The organism is Kitasatospora sp. NBC_01560 (genome assembly GCF_045208415.1).
Taxonomy (GTDB): domain Bacteria; phylum Actinomycetota; class Actinomycetes; order Streptomycetales; family Streptomycetaceae; genus Kitasatospora.
Genome location: NZ_CP109364.1, coordinates 5,615,464 through 5,636,997 on the forward strand (window position 1 = coordinate 5,615,464; position 21,534 = coordinate 5,636,997).

The 21,534-nt window shown below is 72.5% G+C and carries 20 protein-coding genes; 10 read left to right on the forward strand and 10 right to left on the reverse strand.

Annotated elements, in window-relative coordinates; translation table 11 throughout:
* Positions 1 to 34: 34 nt before the first annotated feature.
* From ilvA to OH807_RS24580, 3 genes are all read left to right on the forward strand, one after another.
* Positions 35 to 1,246 (forward strand): threonine ammonia-lyase, encoded by a 1,212-nt coding sequence (ilvA, locus tag OH807_RS24570; protein WP_406202559.1) that lies wholly within the window; start codon positions 35 to 37, stop codon positions 1,244 to 1,246.
* Positions 1,247 to 1,498: 252 nt separating this feature from the next.
* Positions 1,499 to 2,578: an ATP-binding cassette domain-containing protein gene (locus OH807_RS24575; RefSeq protein WP_406202561.1), complete on the forward strand. Its 1,080-nt coding sequence runs from the start codon at positions 1,499 to 1,501 to the stop codon at positions 2,576 to 2,578.
* A 1-nt stretch (position 2,579) separates the two neighbouring features.
* A complete protein-coding gene (locus tag OH807_RS24580) occupies positions 2,580 to 3,437 on the forward strand; it encodes an ABC transporter permease (protein WP_406202563.1) in 858 nt (285 codons plus the stop codon).
* Between the two features lie 141 nt (positions 3,438 to 3,578).
* On the opposite strand, the gene greA is transcribed toward OH807_RS24580, so the two are convergent.
* The gene (greA, locus tag OH807_RS24585) at positions 3,579 to 4,079 is read right to left on the reverse strand and encodes a transcription elongation factor GreA (protein ID WP_406202565.1); all 501 of its coding nucleotides are present in this window, start codon (positions 4,077 to 4,079) and stop codon (positions 3,579 to 3,581) included.
* Between the two features lie 347 nt (positions 4,080 to 4,426).
* Positions 4,427 to 4,846 (reverse strand): DUF4307 domain-containing protein, encoded by a 420-nt coding sequence (locus OH807_RS24590; RefSeq protein WP_406202567.1) that lies wholly within the window; start codon positions 4,844 to 4,846, stop codon positions 4,427 to 4,429.
* 301 nt (positions 4,847 to 5,147) lie between these two features.
* Here OH807_RS24590 and mca point away from each other — a divergent pair, with 301 nt between their 5' ends.
* Complete coding sequence (gene mca, locus OH807_RS24595; RefSeq protein ID WP_406202569.1) at positions 5,148 to 6,053, forward strand: mycothiol conjugate amidase Mca; 906 nt, start codon at positions 5,148 to 5,150, stop codon at positions 6,051 to 6,053.
* 49 nt (positions 6,054 to 6,102) lie between these two features.
* Complete coding sequence (locus OH807_RS24600) at positions 6,103 to 6,294, forward strand: hypothetical protein (RefSeq protein WP_329489368.1); 192 nt, start codon at positions 6,103 to 6,105, stop codon at positions 6,292 to 6,294.
* Positions 6,295 to 6,413: 119 nt separating this feature from the next.
* Here the strand turns inward: OH807_RS24600 and OH807_RS24605 are convergent, their stop codons facing one another.
* A complete protein-coding gene (locus tag OH807_RS24605) occupies positions 6,414 to 7,109 on the reverse strand; it encodes an SDR family NAD(P)-dependent oxidoreductase (protein WP_406202571.1) in 696 nt (231 codons plus the stop codon).
* 103 nt (positions 7,110 to 7,212) lie between these two features.
* On the opposite strand from OH807_RS24605, the gene OH807_RS24610 reads away from it, so the two are divergent.
* Positions 7,213 to 8,091 carry a helix-turn-helix transcriptional regulator gene (locus tag OH807_RS24610; protein WP_406202573.1) on the forward strand — a complete coding sequence of 293 codons (879 nt, stop codon included), beginning with the start codon at positions 7,213 to 7,215 and terminating at the stop codon, positions 8,089 to 8,091.
* A 162-nt stretch (positions 8,092 to 8,253) separates the two neighbouring features.
* Here OH807_RS24610 and OH807_RS24615 read toward each other — a convergent pair whose 3' ends face one another.
* The 4 genes from OH807_RS24615 to OH807_RS24630 all read right to left on the reverse strand — a co-directional run bounded on the left by OH807_RS24615 (position 8,254) and on the right by OH807_RS24630 (position 12,307).
* Positions 8,254 to 8,661 carry a type II toxin-antitoxin system VapC family toxin gene (locus OH807_RS24615; RefSeq protein ID WP_406202575.1) on the reverse strand — a complete coding sequence of 136 codons (408 nt, stop codon included), beginning with the start codon at positions 8,659 to 8,661 and terminating at the stop codon, positions 8,254 to 8,256.
* Positions 8,658 to 8,930 carry a hypothetical protein gene (locus OH807_RS24620; RefSeq protein WP_406202577.1) on the reverse strand — a complete coding sequence of 91 codons (273 nt, stop codon included), beginning with the start codon at positions 8,928 to 8,930 and terminating at the stop codon, positions 8,658 to 8,660. The genes OH807_RS24615 and OH807_RS24620 overlap by 4 nt, the downstream gene beginning before the upstream one ends.
* A gap of 59 nt (positions 8,931 to 8,989) precedes the next feature.
* Positions 8,990 to 9,928: a hypothetical protein gene (locus OH807_RS24625; RefSeq protein ID WP_406202579.1), complete on the reverse strand. Its 939-nt coding sequence runs from the start codon at positions 9,926 to 9,928 to the stop codon at positions 8,990 to 8,992.
* 243 nt (positions 9,929 to 10,171) lie between these two features.
* Complete coding sequence (locus OH807_RS24630) at positions 10,172 to 12,307, reverse strand: MMPL family transporter (protein ID WP_406202581.1); 2,136 nt, start codon at positions 12,305 to 12,307, stop codon at positions 10,172 to 10,174.
* A 442-nt stretch (positions 12,308 to 12,749) separates the two neighbouring features.
* On the opposite strand from OH807_RS24630, the gene OH807_RS24635 reads away from it, so the two are divergent.
* A complete protein-coding gene (locus OH807_RS24635; protein ID WP_406202583.1) occupies positions 12,750 to 13,979 on the forward strand; it encodes a sensor histidine kinase in 1,230 nt (409 codons plus the stop codon).
* Positions 13,976 to 14,671 (forward strand): response regulator, encoded by a 696-nt coding sequence (locus tag OH807_RS24640; RefSeq protein ID WP_406202585.1) that lies wholly within the window; start codon positions 13,976 to 13,978, stop codon positions 14,669 to 14,671. The genes OH807_RS24635 and OH807_RS24640 overlap by 4 nt, the downstream gene beginning before the upstream one ends.
* Positions 14,672 to 15,041: 370 nt before the next feature.
* Here the strand turns inward: OH807_RS24640 and OH807_RS24645 are convergent, their stop codons facing one another.
* Together OH807_RS24645 and OH807_RS24650 are read right to left on the reverse strand one after the other, a co-directional pair.
* The gene (locus OH807_RS24645) at positions 15,042 to 16,208 is read right to left on the reverse strand and encodes a serine hydrolase domain-containing protein (protein WP_406202587.1); all 1,167 of its coding nucleotides are present in this window, start codon (positions 16,206 to 16,208) and stop codon (positions 15,042 to 15,044) included.
* Positions 16,209 to 16,323: 115 nt separating this feature from the next.
* Positions 16,324 to 17,490, reverse strand: a complete 1,167-nt coding sequence (locus OH807_RS24650) for a serine hydrolase domain-containing protein (RefSeq protein WP_406202589.1) — start codon at positions 17,488 to 17,490, stop codon at positions 16,324 to 16,326.
* 502 nt (positions 17,491 to 17,992) lie between these two features.
* Here OH807_RS24650 and OH807_RS24655 point away from each other — a divergent pair.
* Together OH807_RS24655 and OH807_RS24660 are read left to right on the forward strand one after the other, a co-directional pair.
* Positions 17,993 to 20,095, forward strand: coding sequence for a thioredoxin domain-containing protein (locus tag OH807_RS24655; protein WP_406202591.1), 2,103 nt, complete (start codon positions 17,993 to 17,995; stop codon positions 20,093 to 20,095).
* A gap of 40 nt (positions 20,096 to 20,135) precedes the next feature.
* Complete coding sequence (locus tag OH807_RS24660; protein ID WP_406202593.1) at positions 20,136 to 20,996, forward strand: GNAT family N-acetyltransferase; 861 nt, start codon at positions 20,136 to 20,138, stop codon at positions 20,994 to 20,996.
* A 70-nt stretch (positions 20,997 to 21,066) separates the two neighbouring features.
* Here the strand turns inward: OH807_RS24660 and OH807_RS24665 are convergent, their stop codons facing one another.
* Positions 21,067 to 21,366, reverse strand: coding sequence for a hypothetical protein (locus tag OH807_RS24665; RefSeq protein WP_406202595.1), 300 nt, complete (start codon positions 21,364 to 21,366; stop codon positions 21,067 to 21,069).
* Between the last annotated feature and the right edge of the window lie 168 nt (positions 21,367 to 21,534).

The following is a 21,534-nucleotide window of genomic DNA, read 5'->3' on the forward strand; positions in this document are numbered from 1 at the left end:
GGATCGGTGGTCCGCAACGCCCTACGCTGGCTCCATGCACAGCTGGCCGATCACCATCGACGATGTCCGCGGCGCCCAGAAGATGCTCGCCGGGGTCGCCCGGGTGACGCCGATGGAGGGCAGCCGGCACCTTTCCGCGCTGATCGGCGCGCCGGTCCACCTGAAGTGCGAGAACCTCCAGCGCACGGGCTCGTTCAAGCTGCGCGGGGCGTACGTGCGGATCGCGGGGCTCTCGCCGGTGCAGCGGGCGGGCGGGGTGGTCGCGGCGAGCGCCGGCAACCACGCGCAGGGCGTGGCGCTGGCGGCCGCGCTGCTCGGGGTCCGCTCGACGGTCTTCATGCCGCTCGGCGCGCCGCTGCCCAAGGTCGCGGCGACCCGCGAGTACGGCGCCGAGGTCCGGCTGCACGGCGCCACCGTGGACGACGCGCTGCAGGCCGCGCAGCGGTACGCGGACGCGACCGGCGCGGTGTTCATCCACCCCTTCGACCACTGGGACGTGGTCACCGGCCAGGCCACCGTCGGCCTGGAGATCCTGGAGCAGTGCCCGGAGGTGCGCACCATCCTGGCCGGGGTGGGCGGCGGCGGGCTGCTGGCCGGGATCGCGGCGGCGGTCAAGCCGCTGCGGCCGGACGTCCGGGTGATCGGGGTGCAGGCGGCGGCCGCGGCCGCGTACCCGCCCTCGCTGGCGGCCGGGCGCCCGATGACGCTGGAGCACTTCGCCACCATGGCGGACGGGATCATGGTCGGCCGGCCCGGGGACATCCCGTTCGAAGTGGTCAACACGCTGGCGGACGGCATCCGGACGGTCTCCGAGGACTCGCTCTCGCGGGCCCTGCTGCTGGGCCTGGAGCGGCTGAAGCTGGTGGTGGAGCCGGCCGGGGCCTCCCCGCTGGCGGCGCTGCTGGAGCAGCCGGACTCCTTCGAGGGGCCGGTGGTGGCGGTGCTCTCCGGCGGCAACATCGACCCGCAGCTGATGCAGCGGGTGCTCCGGCACGGCCTGGCGGCGGCCGGCCGCTACCTGTCGCTGCGGGTCCGGCTGGCGGACCGGCCCGGTGCCCTGGCGGGCCTGCTCGGGGTGCTGACCAGGGTGGACGCCAACGTGCTGGACGTGGCGCACGTGCGGACCGACCCGCAGCTGGGGCTGACCGAGGTCGAGGTGGACCTCCACCTGGAGACGAAGGGGCCGGAGCACTGCGCGGCGGTGCTGGGCGAGCTGCGGGACGCGGGGTATGTCGTCTCGCGCTAGGCGTGGCGGTGGCGGTGGCGGTGGCGGTGGCGGTGGCGGTGGGCGGCGCGGGCGGGGCGGGGCGTCCCGGATTGTCAGTGGTCCGTGTCACTCTGGCGGAGCCGTGAGCCTTGACGCGATATATCGCGTGCTGTCAGGCTCGCGATACATCGCGTTCTGTTGCCCTGCGGGAGAACCGAGTCGCCCGCGTGCCCGAATTCGGGGCAGAGTGGGACGGATCGCTCATATCGTTCCGAGGAGATGAGGCAGGCCATGGCGCCAGCCATCCAAGCCGAGAACCTGGTGAAGACCTTCGGCGACGTACGAGCCCTGGACGGCGTCAGCCTCGACGTCCCCGAGGGCACGGTGCTCGGGCTGCTCGGCCCGAACGGAGCCGGCAAGACCACCACCGTGCGCGTCCTCACCACCCTGCTCCGTCCCGACTCCGGCCACGCGGTGGTCGCCGGCGTCGACGTGCTGAAGCACCCCAACAAGGTCCGCAGCCTGATCGGCCTCTCCGGCCAGTACGCCGCGGTCGACGAGTACCTCACCGGGTTCGAGAACCTGCAGATGGTCGGCGAGCTCTACCAGATGAGCGCCCGCGCCGCGAAGGCGCGCGCACTGGAGCTGCTGGAGTGGTTCAACCTGGCCGAGGCGAAGGACCGCACCGCCAAGACCTACTCCGGCGGCATGCGGCGCCGGCTCGACCTCGCCGCCGCGCTGGTCGTCCGCCCGCCGGTGATGTTCCTCGACGAGCCGACCACCGGCCTCGACCCGCGCAACCGGCTCGCGCTCTGGGAGGTCATCGAGACCCTGGTCGAGCAGGGCACCACGCTGCTGCTCACCACCCAGTACCTGGAGGAGGCCGACCGCCTCGCCCACGACATCGCCGTGGTCGACCACGGCCGGGTGATCGCGCGCGGCACCGCCGACCAGCTCAAGGCGCAGATCGGCGGCGAGCGGATCGAGGTCGTGGTGCACCGCGCCGACCTGGTCGCCGAGGCGGTCGCCGCGCTCTCCGGCTACGCCCTGGGCGAGCCGGTCGTGGAGAAGAACACCCGCAAGGTCACCGTCCCGGTCAGCGGCGGCGCCAGGGTCCTCGCGGACGCGCTGCGCGAACTCGACGCCCGCTCGATCGAGATCGACGACATCGGCCTGCGCCGGCCGACCCTGGACGACGTCTTCCTCTCGCTCACCGGCCACGTCACCGAGGCCGACGAGGAGGAGGGCGGCGCGGGCAAGGGCGGCAAGGGCCGGAGCGGGCGCGGCAAGGGCCGCTCCGGCGAGGGCGGCGACGGCGAGGACGGCCGGGGCCCGGACAAGCAGGCCGTCCCGGCCGGCAAGGAGCTGTGACATGACGACCGCCACCGAGCACGCCATCGGCGGGGCGGTGCCCCAGCAGCGCCGGGGCGCCGCCGCCACCCTGCACGACTCCTGGGTGGTCGCCAAGCGCAACCTGCGCCGGATGACCCGGATACCCGAGATCGTGGTCTTCGGGCTCATGCAGCCGGTCATGTTCGTGCTGCTGTTCTCGTACGTCATGGGCGGGGCCATCCAGATCCCCGGGACGCAGGCCAGCTCCGACACCTACATCCAGTTCCTGATGGCCGGTATCTTCGCCCAGACCGTCACCTTCGCGACCGCCGGCGCCTCCGCGGGCATCGCGGAGGACATGACCAAGGGCCTGGTGGACCGGTTCCGCTCGCTGCCGATGGCCCGCTCGGCGGTGCTGGTCGGCCGCACCCTGGCGGACCTCTGCCAGACCGCGTTCACCCTGGTGGTGCTCGCCGTGGTGGCGCTGGCGGTGGGCTGGCGGATCCACGAGGGAGTGCTGAGCGCGCTCGGCGCGTTCGGGCTGCTGCTCCTGCTCGGCTACGCCTTCTCCTGGATCGGCGCGCTGATCGGCCTCTCGGTGCGCAGCCCCGAGGCGGCCACCTCGGCCGGGCTGATCTGGCTCTTCCCGCTGACCTTCATCTCCAACGCCTTCGTGCCGATCAGCTCGATGCCGGGCTGGCTGCAGGGGATCGCGTACTGGAACCCGTTCAGTGCCACCGTGCAGGCCTGCCGGGACCTCTTCGGCAACCAGGTAGGCCCGGTGGACAGCGCCTGGCCGATGCAGCACGCGGCGCTGATGTCGGTGCTCTGGTCGCTGGTGATCACCGCGGTCTTCTCCTGGCTCTCGGTGCGCAAGTACCGCTCCGCCGTGGGCTGAGGCCCGCTCCGCCGTCGGCTGAAGACCGCTTCGCCGTCGGCCGGGCGCCGGGGCCCGCGCCGGGGCCCCGGACATGCGGAAGGGCGGCCGTGGAACCCTCCACGGCCGCCCTCGGCGCGTCCGGACCGGCCGGCGGCCGGATCAGCCGTTGTGCGGCTTCACCGCGGTGATCGTCACCGATGCCCGCTTGCCGTTCGGCAGCTCGTAGGTGGCCTCGTCGCCGATCTTCTTGCCGTCGATGGAGCGGCCCAGCGGCGACTGCGGGGAGTACACGTCCAGGTCGTCGCTGCCGGCCATCTCGCGCGAGCCCAGCAGGAAGGTCGTGGTGTCGTCCTCGTCGCCGTCGAAGGCGACCGTGACGACCATGCCCGGGGCCACCACACCCGAGTCCGCGGGGGCCTCGCCGACCTTGGCGCGCTCCAGGAGCTGGGTGAGCTGGCGGATCCGCAGCTCCTGCTTGCCCTGCTCCTCCTTGGCCGCGTGGTAGCCGGCGTTCTCCTTGAGGTCACCCTCTTCGCGCGCCGCCTCGATCTTCTGGGCGATCTCGATGCGCCAGGGGCCGGTCAGGTGCTCCAGCTCGGCCTTGAGCTGGTCGTAGCCGGACTGAGTGAGCCAGGTCACGTGTTCGCTGGTCTGGGTCACGGGTGCTCCTCGTAGGTGCTGGGGCTGTGCTGAGGGTGTGAGTCGTCAGCAGGGTGGTGGTGGTGATATCGGTCGTAACTACAAAGCAACGCCCGCTCCCGTACCTCTTGGTGCGGAAGGGGCGAAACCACGAGCCTAACAACTCTCACCGACGAGCGGGAGAGTCGATGGCACGCCATTGACGTCAGCATTGCGCCAAGGTGTACAGGACCGGTGTGCTGGGCTTCCCCTCGGGATTCCCGCTCACCGGATCGAATATGCGCCCGGGCGGGTCGCGATCGCCACCGAATACCCGGCCGGCCCGGAGGCAGTCGTCCGGCCGTCCGCCGGCCCGTGCGCCCGGACCGCTACTTGGCGGGCGTGCAGCCCAGCAGCTCGGCGGTGGTGCCGCGGGTGGTGGTGCGCAGGCTGACCACCGCGTCGTAGCTCGACCCGTCCTTCGGGACGGGGAAGTCGGCCACCCCGACCACCGCGCCGTCCTCGCCCTGCGAGCGGACGGTGCAGGTGCCCGCCGTGCCGTCGCTCTTGCGCACGGCCAGGTGCAGTTGAAGCTCGCCGTCGGAGACCGCCTCGAAGGACGGCACGGCGCCGTTGATGGTGGTCTCGCGGATCAGGTACGAGCTGCCCAGCCAGGCCACCAGGCCCAGGGCCAGCACGCCGCACACCGCGCCGATCCGCTTGAGCCGGCGGTCCGCCTCGCGGTCGCTCTGCCGCCCGTAGCGGCCTTCGGGCAGCGGCGGGGCGGTGGTGCCTGCGGGCTCACTCATGGGCTCAGTCCTCTCCGGGAGGGCCGCGCGGGTGGTGCGGGGGAATGCGACGCTCCTCCAGTCCGTCACTATAGGAGGGGCACGCCCGCGGCCGGTCCGGCGGGGGCGGGGCTCGGCCGTGTCGGCGGTGCGGCGGTGGTGCGCCGCGGACGTGCGGCGGCCGGTCCCGCGGTGACGCGTCCCGAGCCGAGCGACCACCGGACGATCAGCTCGGACGGTGGGCGGTCGGACGGTGGGCAGTTCAGACGGTGGGCAGACCGGGTTCGCGGGAGGCCCAGACATTGTGGAAGGAACGCACGCGTTGAGTGAGCAGTTGCGACTGATGGCGGTGCACGCCCACCCGGACGACGAGTCCAGCAAGGGTGCGGCCACCATGGCCATGTACGTCGACCAGGGGGTGGACGTGCTGGTGGCCACCTGCACCGGGGGAGAACGCGGATCGGTCCTCAACCCGAAGCTGCAGGGCAAGCCGGAGATCGAGGAGAACATCCACGAGGTCCGGGCGAAGGAGATGGACGCGGCCCGCGAGATCCTCGGGGTCGAGCAGGCCTGGCTGGGCTACGTCGACTCGGGCCTGCCCGAGGGCGATCCGCTGCCCCCGCTGCCCGAGGGCTGCTTCGCGCTGAAGAGCGTCGAGGAGGCCGCCGAGCCGCTGGTCCGGCTGATCCGGGAGTTCAAGCCGCAGGTCATCACGACCTACGACGAGAACGGCGGCTACCCGCACCCCGACCACATCATGACCCACAAGATCACCATGCTGGCCTTCGACGCCGCCGGTGACCCGGACGCCTACCCGGACGCCGGCGAGCCGTGGCAGCCGCTGAAGCTCTACTACAACCACGGCTTCCCGATGGGCCGGATCCGCGCCCTGCACGCCTACCTCACCGAGCACGGCCTCGAATCGCCGTACGGCGAGTGGATCGCGGGCTGGGAGAAGAGCGGCCGCAAGGAGCGCGAGATCACCACCCGGGTCCGCTGCGACGACTGGTTCGAGACCAGGGACCGGGCGCTGATCGCGCACGCCACCCAGATCGACCCGGACGGGCCGTGGTTCCGCGTCCCGCTCGACGTCCAGCGCGAGGTCTGGCCGACCGAGGACTACGAGCTCGCCCGCACCCTGATCGACGTCGACCTGCCGGAGGACGACCTGTTCGCCGGCCTGCGCACCCCCAGCCTGGCGGCCGAGGCCGCCGACACGCGCGACTGAACCACCCCCCGATGGCCCGGCTCCCCGTGAGCCGGGCCACCATAGAGATATGAGTGCCCCCGTGAACCTCACCCACCTCGCAGCCGAGCTCGCCCTCGACGAGACCAAGGTGACCCCCGGCCTGCTGGGCTTCGTGGTCTTCGCCGCCCTCGGCGTGGCCACCTGGTTCCTGGTCAAGTCGATGAACAAGCAGTTCAAGCGCGTCGACTTCGTGGAGGAGCCGGAGGCTCCGAAGGAGTGAGCCGGGGCCCCCGTCCGAGCGCCGGTGCGCAAGGACGGGGGCATGCCGAACCCTCTCGCGGCCGCGGCCTCGCCCATGGCGGTCGTGGTGGAGCGAGGCCGCCCCGGTCCGGGGTGGAATCACCAGCCCAGCTCGCCGTGCCGGTCGCGGAAGGTTCCCGTCGGGCCGTCCGCTCCGACGGTGGCCAGTTCGACGATGGCATCCGTCCCCTCGGTCACCGTCTGCGGGCCGCTGTGTCCGTTGAAGTCGGTCGCGGTGTAGCCCGGGTCGGCCGCGTTCACCTTCACGTCCGGCCACGACTTCGCGTACTGCGTGGTCAGCATGGTCACGGCGGCCTTCGACGCCGTGTAGAGCGGCGCGACGATCCGCCCCTCGATGCGCCCGGGGTCCTGGGTGGCCGTGAACGACCCCATGCCGCTGGACACGTTGACGATGACCGGGTTCGCCGATGTCCGCAGCAGGGGCAGGAACGCGTGCGTGACCCGGACGATCCCCACGACGTTGACCTCGAACACCTCGCGGGCGTCAGCGGCCGTGATCTCGTCGGCGGGGCTGTGCGTGCCGAGGACACCTGCGTTGTTGATGAGGACGTCGATGCCGCCCTCACGTGCCCTGACGTCGTCGGCCGCCGCGGCCACCGACGCGTCGTCCGTCACGTCGATCCGGACGAAACGGGCGCCGAGTGCGTCGGCCGCCGCCTGGCCGCGCTCCGGGTCACGGGCGCCGACGAGGACGGTGTGGCCGGCCTCGATCAAGCGGCGGGCGGTCTCGTAGCCGAGGGATTTGTTGGCTCCGGTGATGAACGTTGTCGTCATGCGTTCACTCTCGGCCCGTGACGAGCGGACAACCAGTGCCCGCTGCGACGGTAGGACGGCCAGTACCAGGCACAGCGGTCCTCGGGCGGACCACAATGGCCGGGTGGACGAGACCCTTGGCGCAGCATTGCGTCGCTGGCGCGACCGGCTTTCTCCCGTTGACGTCGGGCGCACCTCGCGGCCCGGACGACGTGCGGCAGGGCTGCGACGCGAAGAACTGGCCGAGCTCGCAGGGCTGTCGGTCGACTACGTGGTGCGGCTGGAGCAGGGGCGCGCCACGAACCCCTCGGCGCAGGTCGTCGCGAGCCTGGCCAGGGCGCTGCAGCTGCAGCCCCCGGAGCGCGATTACGCCTACCGGCTGGCCGGCCTCCTCCCTCCGCAGGAAGGAACCATCTCCACGCACATCCCCGCCGGGGTCCAACGGATGCTGGCCCGCCTCGGGGAGTTCCCTGTGGGCGTGTTCAGCGCCGACTGGACCCTGCTGTCCTGGAGCCCGGCGTGGGCAGCGCTCCTCGGCGAACCCGGCGCACGGACACCGGCAGAGCGGAACCTCGTGCGGGCGGTCTTCGCCACCGGGCCGACCGGGCTCGCGACCCGGCCCGTGATCCAGGACGGCGACGCCCTGAAACCCGCCCTCGTCGCCGATCTGCGCACGGCTCTCCTCAACTACCCCGACGACCGGGCACTCACCGGCCTCGTCGAGGAACTGCGCTCCACCAGTGCGGAGTTCAGTCGGCTGTGGGACGCGGGTGCGGTCGGTCCGCACATCTCGGCCCGCAAGACCGTGGTGCATCCACAGGTCGGCGAGGTGACCTGCGACTGCGACGTCCTCACCGTTCCGGGCAGCGACATCCGCCTCGTCGTCTACACGGTGGCCGCGGGTTCCGCCGATGCGGAGAAGCTGGAGTTCCTGCGGGTCACGGGCGGCGTCGGCATCGGCGGTTCCCCACCTCCGGGACCCGGGGTGTTCCTGGCGCCGTGACGACAGGATTCGCCGGTGGGTTCGTCGCCGACAACGCCCACGACCTCGTGCGCGTCCGGGCGACGGTGCACGCCGGGCACGTCGGCCCGATCGCCCTTGGCGCACGGGTACGCGGCCTGCCACTGGTGCCAGTGAACTCGCGAACCCAGTAGTCGGCGGTGCTCACACCTCTCTGATGATCACGCGCTTCCCGCAGAGCTTCGACCAGTCGTCCCGGTCGGAGGTCAGGACGATCACGGGGGCCGGGACGCGGAGCGCGAGCGCGGCGACGAGGGCGTCGATCGCGTACTTGTGCCCGTGCGGCCCGCCCGCGTCCTGAAGCAACGCCACCGCGGTCAGGGAGTCCTCCTGGCTGACCGGTTCCACCCGCAGCCGGGAGAGCACCCACTTCAAGCGCGCAAGATCCGTCTCTCCCTGTACGGCTTCAACGACGGTCAGCGCAGACACGAGAACGGGAACCCCGACCTGCCGGGATGCCTCGATGCGAGCCGCCATACCGCGGTCGTTGCGTAGGAGCAGCGAGAGCGCCTCGGAGTCGAGCACAAGTGAGCGGGCCGGCTGCTCCTTCACGCAGCGCCCCGCTCGACGTCCCCGGCGTTCTCGTCTCCGAACAGCTCGTGACGAGCGGCTTCGATCTCCTGCTCCGTGAGTGCGCCATGCTCCTCCTCATGGGCCGCGACGATCTCGGCGAGCCCGTCCATGGCGAGCTGGTGCTTGACAGCCTCGGTGATGTAGCTGGACAGGCCGCGACGGCCGGTTCGCGAGCGGAGCTCGCTGACCAGCTCGGTGGGCATGGATACGGAGATGTTCTCGGTGGTCCCGGCTCGGATCGGCTTCATAGCCTCAGTGTAAGACAGTATCTATTACAGGATGTGGGCTTTCAGTGCTCCGCGCCTGTTCACGGGAGGCAGTTCCGTCGCAGCGCTCGCCCCGGGGGCGGGCAAGCGCTGCACGTCAGCAGAATCCGAGGTCCGTTCAGCACCGGCAGTTGCGAGTACCCGTTGAGCCGCATCTTGGTGAACACCTCCTCGAAGCTCGCCGAGGAGGGCACAGATACCACTCCCTTGAGTGCTGAGGGCAGGTTGCCGACCGTCTGTCCCTGGATCGGCTCGCCCCTGTCCTCTTCGTCGCCGGATGTGGTCCCGGGCCCTGGTGCGCCGGTCGTCCTCGGCTCCCCCTGCCCCGTCGCCGGCTCCTGCTCAGCCGTTTTCTCCTCCACGTCCTCGGTTTCCCCGGAGGGTCCGGTCAAGGCGACCCGGTCGTCGATCCCCACGGCTGCGAAGTCCGGCACGGTGGACAGGCCGTGGTTGGCCAATTCGGTGGTCACCTGCTCGGTGACCAAGTAGCCGCGCCGGGAGGCCCCCCACCAGCCCAGCAGATCCCGGACGGTGAGGGTGATCGGCGTGTCGGCGTCCGCCTGCCTTCGGGCGTCCTTCAACCGGGAGTGACGGGCGGCGGATCCGTCGGCCGCGACATCGCCGGAAGGCGGCAGCTCCGCCGCTGTATCCAGGAGCGCCTGCCTCAGAACGTCCAACAGGGTGCCGTCGTCCAGTGCCCAGGAGGTCCACCCGTCGTAGGGTCCTCGCCCCGTGGCCGCGGCAGCTGCTGTGGAGGGGGACTTGAAACGCCGGCCGTCGCTCAGCTCGATCCTGCCGTCCTCGGCCACTCGGGCCCGGTGTGCCTCTCCGGAGCGCTTACGCCAGAACGTGAGCTGTGTCCCGGGGTTCAGCAGGCCCGCGTTGACAAGGTCGGAGAGCAGAACTCGCCGTCCCTCGATCAGGTAGGAGGCTCGCCCCAGAGGCTCTTCCTCGCCGTTGCCCAGCGCGGAATCGGTCATCGGTGTCTTCCCCCAGCTCGGTCCCGCCTAGAAGTGGTCCGATCATTGCAAAGGCGTGCTCCGTGCTGCTGTGGAGTTCGAATGGCTCGTTCGTCGGAGCGCCCAGGGGCACTATGGCTCTCGTTGGGTCGCTGCGGCGATCCCTGATCAACCTCGGACTCCACCACGGCGGCACCACCTGGCAAATCCGGGCCACCGCCTGACGGCGGCGGCCCGGACCGCACCAAGTCCTGCATCGGTCTTCTAGAGGTAGGTGTCCTGGTGCTGCGGCGCGGGCCACTGGGACGGGGGCGGCGACTGCGGCGACGGCGTCGTGCCTGTGTGGTGCCGACCGGTGGGTCGGGTGGTTGTGCGTTCGGGGCGCACGGGCCACCACAGGCTGCGGCCGAGGATCGCGGCCATGGCGGGCACCAGCACGATGGACAGCAGGAACGCGGAGAGCAGGATGCCGAGCGCGGTGGCGAAGCCGATCTGCTGGGTGGAGGGTTGCGGGGTCGCCGCGAGGCTGCCGAAGGAGCCGGCCAGGACGAGGCCCGCCGTCGCGATGGCCGGGGCGGTGTGCCGCAGGGCGCGCGCGACCGCGGCCCGGGGCGGCCCGGGGTGTTCCATCTCCTCCCGGATCCGGTCGCTGATCAGGATGTTGTAGTCGGTGCCGAGCGCGACCACGAACAGGAACAGGACCAGCGGCAGCGTGAAGTTGACGCCCGGCTTGTCCATCGCGTGCTGGAACAGCAGGGCGGCCGCGCCGAGGGTGGCCGCGAAGCCGAGGCCGACGGAGAGCATCAGGATCACCGGTGCGAGCAGGCTGCGCAGCAGCAGGAGCAGGATCACGCCGATCAGTACCGCCGCGACCGGGAAGACCAGCCGGAGGTCGTGGTCGACGGCGGTGGAGACGTCGGCGAAGACGGCCGGGGTGCCGCCGACGTGCGCGGTCAGGTCGGCGGGTGTGCTCTGGGCGACGGCTGCGCGGAGCGGGCCGGAGACCAGGTCACGGGCCTGCTGGGACTGCGGGTCCGCGGTGAGGAACAGGTCGATCCGCGCGGCCTGCCGGTCCTCGCTCAGGACCGGCTTGGCCACCTGGCCGACCCCGGCGACCCGGGTGAGGTGCTGGGTCAGGCCGTCGAGCGAGCCGGGGGAGAGCGGACCGGCATTCTTGGTTTCGACGTAGACATTGGTCGGGTCGGCCACGCCGGCGGGCAGGGCGCGGGAGATCTCGATGGCGGTGCTCTGGGACGCGGTGCGGGGGCCGCCGCCCAGGCCGTAGTCCATCTTGATCCCGGCCAGCCCGCCGGCCAGGGCGCCCAGGAGGGCGAGCGAGGCGAGGACCATGGTCAGCGGCCGGCGGGCCACCAGCTCGCCGAACCGGGCCGCAGCGCCCTCGCGGGGTTCGGCCTTGAGGGCGCGTGAGGGCCAGAAGAGCTTGCGCCCGCAGGCCGCGAGCACGGCGGGCATCAGGGTGAGGCCGGCCAGCAGCATGACCAGGACCGAGACCGCGACGGCCGGGCCGAGCACCCGGAACTGTCCGAAGCTGGCGACCCCGAGGGTGGCGAAGGCGGCGACGATGGTCAGCGCGGCCGAGGTGATCGCGGTGCCGACCTTCTGACTGACCTCGGCGGCGATGGAGCGGTGGTGGCGATCAGGTCGGGCCCGCAGCTGTTCGCGGAAGCGGAACATCAGGAACAGGAAGTAGTCGATGCCGATGCCCAGGAGCACCACGGTGATGAGGCTCGGTACGGAGGGATCGAGCTTGATGCCGGTGAGCAGCGCTGTGCCCACGACCGCGCCGGCGGCCACACCGCTGATGAGAGCCATCGAGACCAGCGGCAGCAGGGCGGCCAGGACGCTGCGGAACACGAGGAGGTGGAGCAGCACGATCAGGGCGACGGTGCAGGCGGAGGCGATGGTCGCGAGGGTCTTCCCGTCGTCGGCGGAGTCGACCTGGTCGGCGAGTGCGCCGGTGAAGCCGGTTCGCAGGCCTTGGGCGGCGAACTCCGCCCGGGCGTTGTCCCGGAACGCCCGGAAGGTGTTCTCCAGGCCCGGGTCGGCGGGGTTTCCGGTGAGGTTGGCGGAGAGCAGCTCGAAGGTTCCGTCAGGTGCCGTCATGGCCGAACTGACCTGGGGGATCTGCGAGTAGTCCCGCTGGAGGGGTGCCGCGTCCTTGGGCTTGGGCATCGTGACCTTCAAGCGGCTCAGCCGCTTCGCCCCGGCGTCGATCTGCTCGTGGTCCGTGGGGGTCAGCGCCCGGCCGTCGGTCCGCGCGACCAGGACGGTCACCGGGTTGGCGTCGGGCTTCGTCCCGAAGCGGTCGTGGGCGATCTTCATGGCGGCGGCCGAGTCGTAGCTCTTCGGCAGGAAGTCGGCCGTCTGCGTTTGGGTCACCCGGTAGATCAAGGTCTGGCTCAGGACGGTCAGGAGTATTCCCAGGACCGCCCATACGGCGATTACCTTCCACGGATTCCTGGTGGAGAATCCGGTCAGGGCGCGGATCACGATGTCCTCCGGCTGCGGTGCTGTAGCCGGGGAGTTCCGGCACGTCTCCAGACCATCACGGCGTACCGGGCGTTCTCGTCGGAGCGGGGGAGGAGAACGCCGTCGGGAGCTGGGCCCGGTACACGGCCCTGACCAGGACCAGGGGCCTGGTCGGGATCGGTCCGGGGTGCCTGCCCGGGGCCGGGAGCCGCTGCGACAATGGACCGCAGGCGCCTTCCCCCCCCCGGGGACCGCGGGCCGTTGCGGAAACGGCACACGGCTCACGGACGACGGTCGCGGGTGAACCGGCGAAGGCCCGCGCCGACCAGCCACAGAAAGGACCAGCACCAGCATGTCGACGTACCACCGGCCCCTGCCGCCGTCGCCGAGAGCCGACGGCCTGCCCTGGACGGCCAGTGACGCGCTGCTGGCCGTCGGGGCGGCCGGCCTGGACCTCCTCGGCTACACGCTCGGCGGTCCGGACGGAAGCCGGCCGATCGCCCTGACCGCGCTGGTCCTGCTCGTACTGGCGGCCATGCCGCTGCTCACCAGGCGCCGCTACCCGCTGGCGTCACTGGCGGTCGTGCTGCTCCTCGGCGTGGCACTGAACCTGAGCGGGTCGGTGCCGCACCACTTCAACTGCACGCTGTCCGTCGCGCTGTTCGCCGTGGCCCGCTCCCGCGGCACCGCGGTGGCGGCGCCGGCCGCCCTGCTGGCGATCGCCGTGCCACTGCTGGGCCGGGGGCATCCGCTGCCCCCTCCGGTGGGGGACGTGACGGCCAACGTGCTCGCTGCGGCGCTGGTCATCGTCGCGGCCGAGGTGCTCAAGCGTTGGCAGCACGAGGTGGAGGTCAGGCGCAGGCTGCTGGCGGACCGGGCGGTGGCGCAGGAACGGCGCCGCATCGCACGGGAGCTGCACGACATCGTGGCCCACCACATCACCACCATGCAGCTGATGGCCGGCGGCGCCAGGGCGAACCTCGGGCGGGACACCGAGGTGGTGCGCGACGCCCTGGTCACGCTGGAGGGCTCCGGGCGGATGGCGCTGCGCGAGATGCGCCAACTGCTCGATGTGCTCCGGGCCGACGACGGGCCGGAGGAGGCGGACCGGGCGCCGTCCGCGCCGCAGCCCGGTGTCGGGCACCTCGCAGAGCTCGTCGAGGAGTCCCGCAGGGCCGGTCTGCCCACGGAGTTCGCCGTCCTGGGGGAGGAGCGTCCGCTGCCGCCGAGCACCGGCCTGGCGGTGTTCCGGATCGTCCAGGAATCCCTCACCAACACCCGCAAGCACGCCGGCCGGGCCGAGGCACGGGTCCGGCTGACGTACCACCCGGACCGGGTCACCGTCGAGGTGTCCGACAACGGCGCCGCCGCGCCGGCCGACACCCTGGTGGGAGCCGTGACGGGGGCGGGCGGTGCGGCCGGACCGAGGGCGGGCCGCGCCGGGTACGGTCTGATCGGCATGCGCGAACGCGTCGCGCTGCAGGGCGGCAGCATGGTGGCCGGCGCCGTCGACGGTGGTGGCTTCCGGGTGGTGGCCGACCTGCCGGTGGCGCCGGCCGGCGGAGAGGAACGGCTCGGATGACGGGTACCCAGGAGCGGATCAGGGTGCTGATCGCGGACGACCAGCCGCTGGTGCGGCGGGGCCTGGCCCTGATCCTGGCACCGGACCCGGCGTTCGAGGTGGTGGCCGAGGCGGACGACGGGCAGCGAGCGGTCGACCTCGCGCACCGGCACCGGCCGGACGTCGTGGTGATGGACATCCGGATGCCGGTTCTCGACGGGGTCCGGGCGACCGAGCGGATCGTGCGGGAGCTGCCCGCGTGCCGGGTCCTGGCGCTGAGCACCTTCGACATGGACGAGTACGTGGTGGCCGCCCTGCGCGCAGGCGCCTCCGGGTTCCTGCCCAAGGACGTATCCCCGGAGGAGCTCTCCGCGGCCGTTCGCACCGTGCACACCGGGGAGGCGGCGGTGGCGCCGCGCCTGCTCACCCGGTTGATCTCCACTTACGTCACCACGCCCCGCCTGCCGCAGTCGCCGGTGCCGGTGTCCGACCTGGGTGAACTGACGCCCCGGGAGATCGAGGTGTGGCACCTGCTGGCCACCGGCCTCGACAACGCCGAGATCGCGTCGACGATGGGGATCAGTGTCTCCACGGTCAAGAACTACATCACCAGCATCTTCGCCAAGCTGAGTGTCCGCGATCGCGCCCAGGCGGTGATCGCGGCCTACGAGTCGGGCCTGGTGGAGGCCCGGAGCGCGAACCCGGCGGGCTGAAGCGGGTCGGGTCGGGCAGGGTTGGGCCGAGCCCGGCCGAGACGTCGCGCAGACAGGCGTGGACGGGTGTCCCGGCAGGAAAGCAGGCAGGAGGCCCCGGCGATCACGGAGTTGTTGTAACGTTCCGTGACTGCCGGGGCCTGGGCAAGGCGCAGCTCTCCCCGGTGGCCCGGGAACGTCGCGACTCCGTGATTGCCAAGGCCCGTGCCTGTCCCGCTGTTGGGGTGCCGGCACCGCGCCTGTCCGAGCGACCTCTGGGGTACGCCGATTCCGGCAGCGGTACTTCGCGGACGGCCTCGCGGCCCCCGTCCACGGAAGCCGTGAGGCCGTCCGCCCGGTATCCGGCACCCTGTACGCGCCGAGGGGTGAGTCAGCGGCAGAGGGCCGCGTCCAGGGCGTCCGCCATGTGCTGCGCGCCGACCCCGCCCGGGATGGTGGTGACCGTGATGGCGGCGGCGCGACCGTCGTCGGTGACCCCGTTGCGGGAGCGGTAGCCCGCGGTGGTCCCGCCGTGGCCCCAGGAGAGGCCGCCACAGGAGAGCGGCTTGCTCTGTATGCCCAGCCCGTAGCGGACCCCCGGGCCCAGGAGCTCGGCGGGGACGGTGGTGCGCATCTCGGCGAGCTGCGCCGCGGGCAGGAGCCGGCCGCCGAGGAGCGCGGCGTAGAACGAGTTGAGATCGGTGTTGGTGGAGACGATCGCCCCCGCCGCCCAGGCCGCCGAGGAGTCCATCTCCGTGTAGTCGATCGGAGGCGCGTCCGGCGAGCTGCGGTAGTAGCCGTGAGGGTGGGCCTCGTGGATGCGGGTGTCCCCGGGAGCGGGGAAGTAGGTGTGGCGCAGGCCGATGCGGTCGATGACGCGCTTGGTGATCTCCTCGCCGACGGGCCGTCCGGTGACCTTCTGGACGAGGAGTCCGGCGACGATGTAGTTGGTGTTGCTGTACTCCCAGCTGGTACCCGCGGGGAAGCGGGCCTTCTGGGCGAGGGCGCTGTCAAGGAGGTCGCGGGGCTCGAAGTAGCGGTACCGGATCGTGGTGAAGTCCGGGAGTGCGGGGGTTTCCATGTAATCGGGCAGGCCGCTGGTGTGCTGGAGCAGCTGGCGGACGGTGATGTCGCGTCCGTCGATGCCGTCGCCGCGCAGCAGGCCGGGGAGGTAGGTCTCGACGGACGCGTCGAGGCCGATCCTTCCTTCGGCGACGAGCTGGAGGACGGCGACGGCGGTGAAGGGCTTGGTGTTGCTGCCGGCGCGTATCTGCCCGTCCACGGGGACCTTGGCTCCGGTGGCGAGGTCGCCGACGCCGGCGGTGTAGTTGCGGGTGCGGCCGTCGCGGCCCTTGACGGAGGCCAGCGCGGCGGGCATGCCGTCGTCCTTCACCAGGGAGCTCAGGTCCGACTGGACGCTGTCCGGCCGACCGCCCGCGAACGCCGCGGTCGGTGCCAGCGCCCCGGCCGCCACGGCGCAGGCGGCCACGGCCACCGCCAACCCGCGCCGTACGCGGCGGCGTCGGTCGGCCCGGTTGTGCTGTATGTGCTCGTTCACGGAGGAACTCATTTGCTGGAGGGGGGAATTGGCAGGGTGTACGGGTTCTGCGCGCAGCTGCGCGCAGAACCCGCTGGTCGCACCGGTGTGGACGCTCAGGTCGGATCGGGGAGGGTCAGCGGCACAGGGCGGAGTCCACCGTGGCCGCCACGTGCTGCTTGACCGCGTCACCCGGGATCATGGTCACCGTGATGCTGACGGCGTGGCCGTCATCGGTGGCGCCCCCGGCGGTGTCGTAGCCCGGAATGGTCCCGCCGTGGCCCCAGTACACGCCACCGCACGACAGTGGCCGGCTCATCAGGCCCAGCCCGTAGCGGACGCCCGGAGCCACCTCGTCGGCGGGGACGGTGGTGCGCATCTCGGCGAGCTGCGCCGCGGGCAGGAGTCGGCCGCCGAGGAGCGCGGCGTAGAACGAGTTGAGATCGCTGCTGGTGGAGACGACGGCGCCCGCCGCCCAACCCCAGGACGGGTCCAGTTCGGTGTAGTCGCGGAACGAGCCGTCGGCTTCCTGGTGGTAACCCTTGGGGTGGGCCTCGTGGATGCTCATGTCCCCCGGGGTGGGGAAGTAGGTGTGGCGCAGGCCGACGCGGTCGACGATGCGCCGGTTGATCTCCTCACCGAGCGGCCGTCCGGTGACCTTCTGGATGATCAGGCCCGCCATCAGGTAGTTGGTGTTGCAGTACTCCCAGCGCGTGCCCGGGGCGAAGTGAGCCTTCTGGGCGAGTGCCGCGTCGAGCAGTTCACGCGGTTCGTAGTACCGCGTCGCACCGTCGAGGATCGTGGCCGTGTCCACGTACTCGGGCAGGCCGCTGGTGTGCTGGAGCAGCTGGCGGACGGTGATGTTGCGTCCGTCGATGCCGTCGCCGCGCAGCAGACCCGGCAGGTAGGTCTCGACGGGGGAGTCCAGGCCCACCTTTCCTTCGGCGACGAGCTGGAGGACGGCGACGGCGGTGAAGGGCTTGGTGTTGCTGCCGATCCGTACCTGCCCGTCCATGGGGACCTTGGCTCCGGTGGCGAGGTCGCCGACGCCGGCGGTGTAGTTGCGGGTGCGGCCGTCGCGGCCCTTGACGGAGGCCAGCGCGGCGGGCATGCCGTCGTCCTTCACCAGCTTGTTCAGGCTCGACTGGACGCTGTCCGGCCGACCGCCCGCGAACGCCGCGGTCGGTGCCAGCGCCCCGGCCGCCATGACCCCGGCGGCCACGGCGGTCACGACCGCCACCGCCCGGTGCCGGCCGCCCCGGCGGGAGCGCGGGAAGCGGCTGTGCGGTGCATGCTCGTACACGAGAGGACCCCTCCGATGAATGGCGCCGGTGATTCCCGGCCTTGATCAAGAGGACCATTCGGGGGCAGGGGAGTTCGTCCGCACCCAGGACGAAACCGCGCCCGGGAGCAGACTCCGGGAGCGGGCCCCGGCCAGGACCGTACTCCTGGCCGGCGTTCAGCCCGGTCGCGCTATCAGCTGCTCGGTGGTCAGCCGGGGCCGGCCCGGCCTCCCGCAGCACGATCCAGGCCTGGTCCGCGCAGACGTCCGTGGCCGGCCTCCTGCGCGCCGGCACGGCCACTCGCCCCGCAGCGGCGCGGCCAGGCCCTCGTCCAGGCTCGGGTTGCCGGTCGTGACCGCGGGACCCCACCCAGTCGGATGCGTTCCGGACCCGGGACAGGTCGCGGTCGACCGTCTCGTGCTCGTAACGTCCTGCTCGCCGACCCGGGTGGTCGTGGCTCCTGTCGGGGAACCCGGATGTCAGTTGCAGCGCCTGCGCCCCGGCTCGTGGGACGATGCCGGTATGAACCGGCTCGCCAGCGCGACGTCTCCGTATCTGCTCCAACACGCCGACAATCCGGTCGACTGGTGGCCGTGGGGGCCGGAGGCGTTCGAGGAGGCCCGTCGGCGCGGGGTGCCCGTGCTGCTGTCGGTCGGGTACGCGGCCTGCCACTGGTGCCACGTGATGGCGCACGAGTCCTTCGAGGACGACGACACCGCCGGTTACCTGAACGAGCGGTTCGTCGCGGTGAAGGTCGACCGCGAGGAGCGGCCCGACGTCGACGCCGTCTACATGGAGGCCGTGCAGGCGGCGACCGGCCAGGGCGGCTGGCCGATGACGGTCTTCCTGACCCCCGACAAGGACCCGTTCTACTTCGGGACGTACTTCCCGCCCGAGCCCCGGCACGGGATGCCGTCCTTCCGACAGGTGCTGGAGGGCGTCGACGCCGCCTGGTGCGACCGCCGCGACGAGGTCGGCGAGGTCGCCGCCCGGATCCGGACCGACCTGGCCGAGCGGGCCTCGGTGTACGCGGTCGGCGGCGGCGTCCACCCGCCCGGCGAGGCCGACCTGCACCAGGCACTGGTCGCGCTCGGCCGGGACTTCGACGCCCGGCGCGGCGGCTTCGGCGGCGCGCCCAAGTTCCCGCCGCCCATGGTGATCGAGTTCCTGCTCCGCCACCACGCCCGGACCTCCTCGGAGGCCGCCCTGGAGATGGCCGTCCGGACGGCCGGGGCGATGGCCCGCGGCGGCATCCACGACCAGCTCGGCGGCGGCTTCGCCCGGTACTCGGTGGACGCCGGCTGGGTGGTACCGCACTTCGAGAAGATGCTTTACGACAACGCGCTGCTGCTCCGGGCCTACCTGCACCTGTGGCGGGCCACCGGCGCCCCGCTCGCCCGCCGGGTGGCGCTCTCCACGGCCGACTTCCTGCTGCGCGAACTGCGCACCCCGGAAGGGGCGTTCGCCTCGGCACTGGACGCGGACAGCCTGGACGGGGCGACCGGGAAGCAGACCGAGGGCGCCTACTACGCCTGGACGCCGGCGCAGTTGGCCGAGGTGCTGGGCGAGGCGGACGCCGCGCTCGCGGCCGAGCTGTACGAGGTGACGGCGGAGGGGACGTTCGAGCACGGCGCCTCGGTGCTGCAACTGCTCGCCGACCCGCAGGACGAGCAGGCCGCCGAGCGGATCCGGGCGAAGCTGTTCGAGGCCCGGGCCGCCCGGCCCGCCCCCGCCCGGGACGACAAGGTGGTCGCGGCCTGGAACGGCCTCGCCGTCGCCGCGCTCGCCGAGACCGGCGCCCTGCTGGACCGCCCCGACCTGGTCGAGGCCGCCGAGCGCGCCGCCGACCTGCTGCTCGCCGTCCACCTCACCCCCGAGGGCCGGTTGCTGCGCACCTCCCGGGACGGCCGGGCCGGCGCCAACGCCGGCGTCCTGGAGGACTACGCCGACACCGCCGAGGGCTTCCTCGCGCTGTACGCCGTCACCGGTGAGGCCTCGTGGCTCCAGCTCGCCGGCGGGCTGCTGGACACCGTGCTCAAGCACTTCACCGACGAGGCGACCGGCTCGCTGTACGACACCGCCGACGACGCCGAGGAGCTGATCCGGCGCCCTCAGGACCCGACCGACAACGCCACCCCGTCCGGCTGGACGGCCGCGGCCGGCGCCCTGCTCACGTACGCCGCGTACACCGGGTCGGCCCGCCACCGCACCGCCGCCGAGCGGGCGCTCGGCATCGTCGGGGCGCTGGCCACCCGGGCGCCGCGGTTCATCGGCTGGGGCCTCGCCGTCGCGGAGGCGCTCGCGGACGGGCCGCGCGAGGTCGCCGTGGTCGGTCCGGCCGGGGCGCCGGCGACGGTCGCGCTGCACCGGGCGGCGCTGCTGGGGACGGCGCCCGGTGCGGTGGTCGCGGTCGGCGAGGCGAGTTCTCCTTCGGGTGCAGGTGGGGGCGAGGGCGCGGCCGTGGGCCCGGACGAGGTGCCGCTGCTGGCCGGGCGGCCGCTGGTGGGCGGGGCGCCCGCCGCCTACGTCTGCCGGCACTTCGCCTGCGACGCCCCGACCACCGACCCGGCGGCGCTGGCCGAGCGGCTCGGCGCCCGGACGGAGCCGGTCGGCCCCGCCCGGTAATGCGGTGGTGGCCCGGCCGCCGGACGGGCGAGAATGGGCCATGACGTGGACCTTGACCACCTCGCTCGACGAATTCCGTTCCCACGCCGGTGCCTTCCTCGGCGCGCGCCCGGCCGAGAACACCGTGCTGCTCACGGCCGTCGACCGGCTGGTCCGGCGCGGCCCGCACACCTTCGGCGCGGGCACCCCCGCCTTCGGGTACCTGCGCCGCGCACCGGGCGGCCCGGTCGAGGGGGCCTTCCTCTGGACGCCGCCCTACGAAGTGCGCCTCGGCACGATGCCCGGCCCGGCGGCCGCCGAGCTCGCCACCGAACTCGCCGCCGCCGGGCCGGGGTTCAACGACGTCCCCGGGGTGTCCGGCGGCACGTCGGCGGTCCGGGCCTTCTCCGCCGCCTGGCAGGCGGCCGGCGGGGCCCGCGCATCCGTCCGCACCACCGAACGGCTCTACCGCCTCGGCGAGCCGGCCGACCCGCCGCGGCCGCCGGCCGGCCGGCACCGCCCCGCCGGCCCGGCCGACCGCGAGCTCCTGATCGGCTGGTACGGCGAGTTCGCGGCCGAGGCCGGCGTCCGGGCGGTCCCCGCCGGCCCGGCCGTCGACGACCGGATCGCCGCCGGCCTGCTCCACCTCTGGGAGGACGACGGCCGCCCGGTCGCGATGGCCGGCCACAGCCCGGTGATCGCCGCCATGGCCCGCATCGGCCCCGTCTACACCCCGCCCGGCGCCCGCGGACGCGGCTACGCCAGCGGCGTCACGGCAGCCGTCTCGAAGAGCCTCCTCGCCCGCGGCGCGGCCGAGGTGCTGCTCTACACCGATCTGGCCAACCCGACCAGCAACTCGATCTACCAGCAGATCGGATACCGGCCCGTCGAGGACTGCCTCGTCCTGGACTTCCACGACTGAACGGCGGCCCGACCCGGGCCGCCCGGCCCGGCTGGAGCCGGCCCACGTGGTGGCCGGCGCCCGCGGCCCGTCAGTCGATCGCGTGGACCCCGGGCGACTGACGGACCCTGGTGCGGAACGGATCGCCGCCCCCGCCCTCCGCCACCGGTGCACCACCCGCCGACCGGTCACTGGTGCGGTAGTTCTGGGCGGTGGTGAGCAGATTGCCGCCCGCCGCCCGCATGTCCCCGGCCAGCCCGTCGAGCAGTGCCTTCCAGGCGGCGGAGCAGTCGTGCAGCGCCGGACCGCTCAGCGAACCCGGCAGCGCCGCGGCCGCCCGGTCGCTCGGCGCGGCCAGCTTCGCCGTCTCCTCGGGGACCTTCCCGGCCACCGTCTGCGCATTCGTACCCGCGGCGGACAACTCGTCCGGCCGCACCGTGAATCCCGCTCCTCCGGCCACTGTCTCCCCCTCGACCGTGCTGTCGGCTGTGCTGACGGCTGTGCGCGCTATGGTAGCGGTGAGTACCGGGGCGAGTGCGGGTGAGTGACAGCTGGGGGG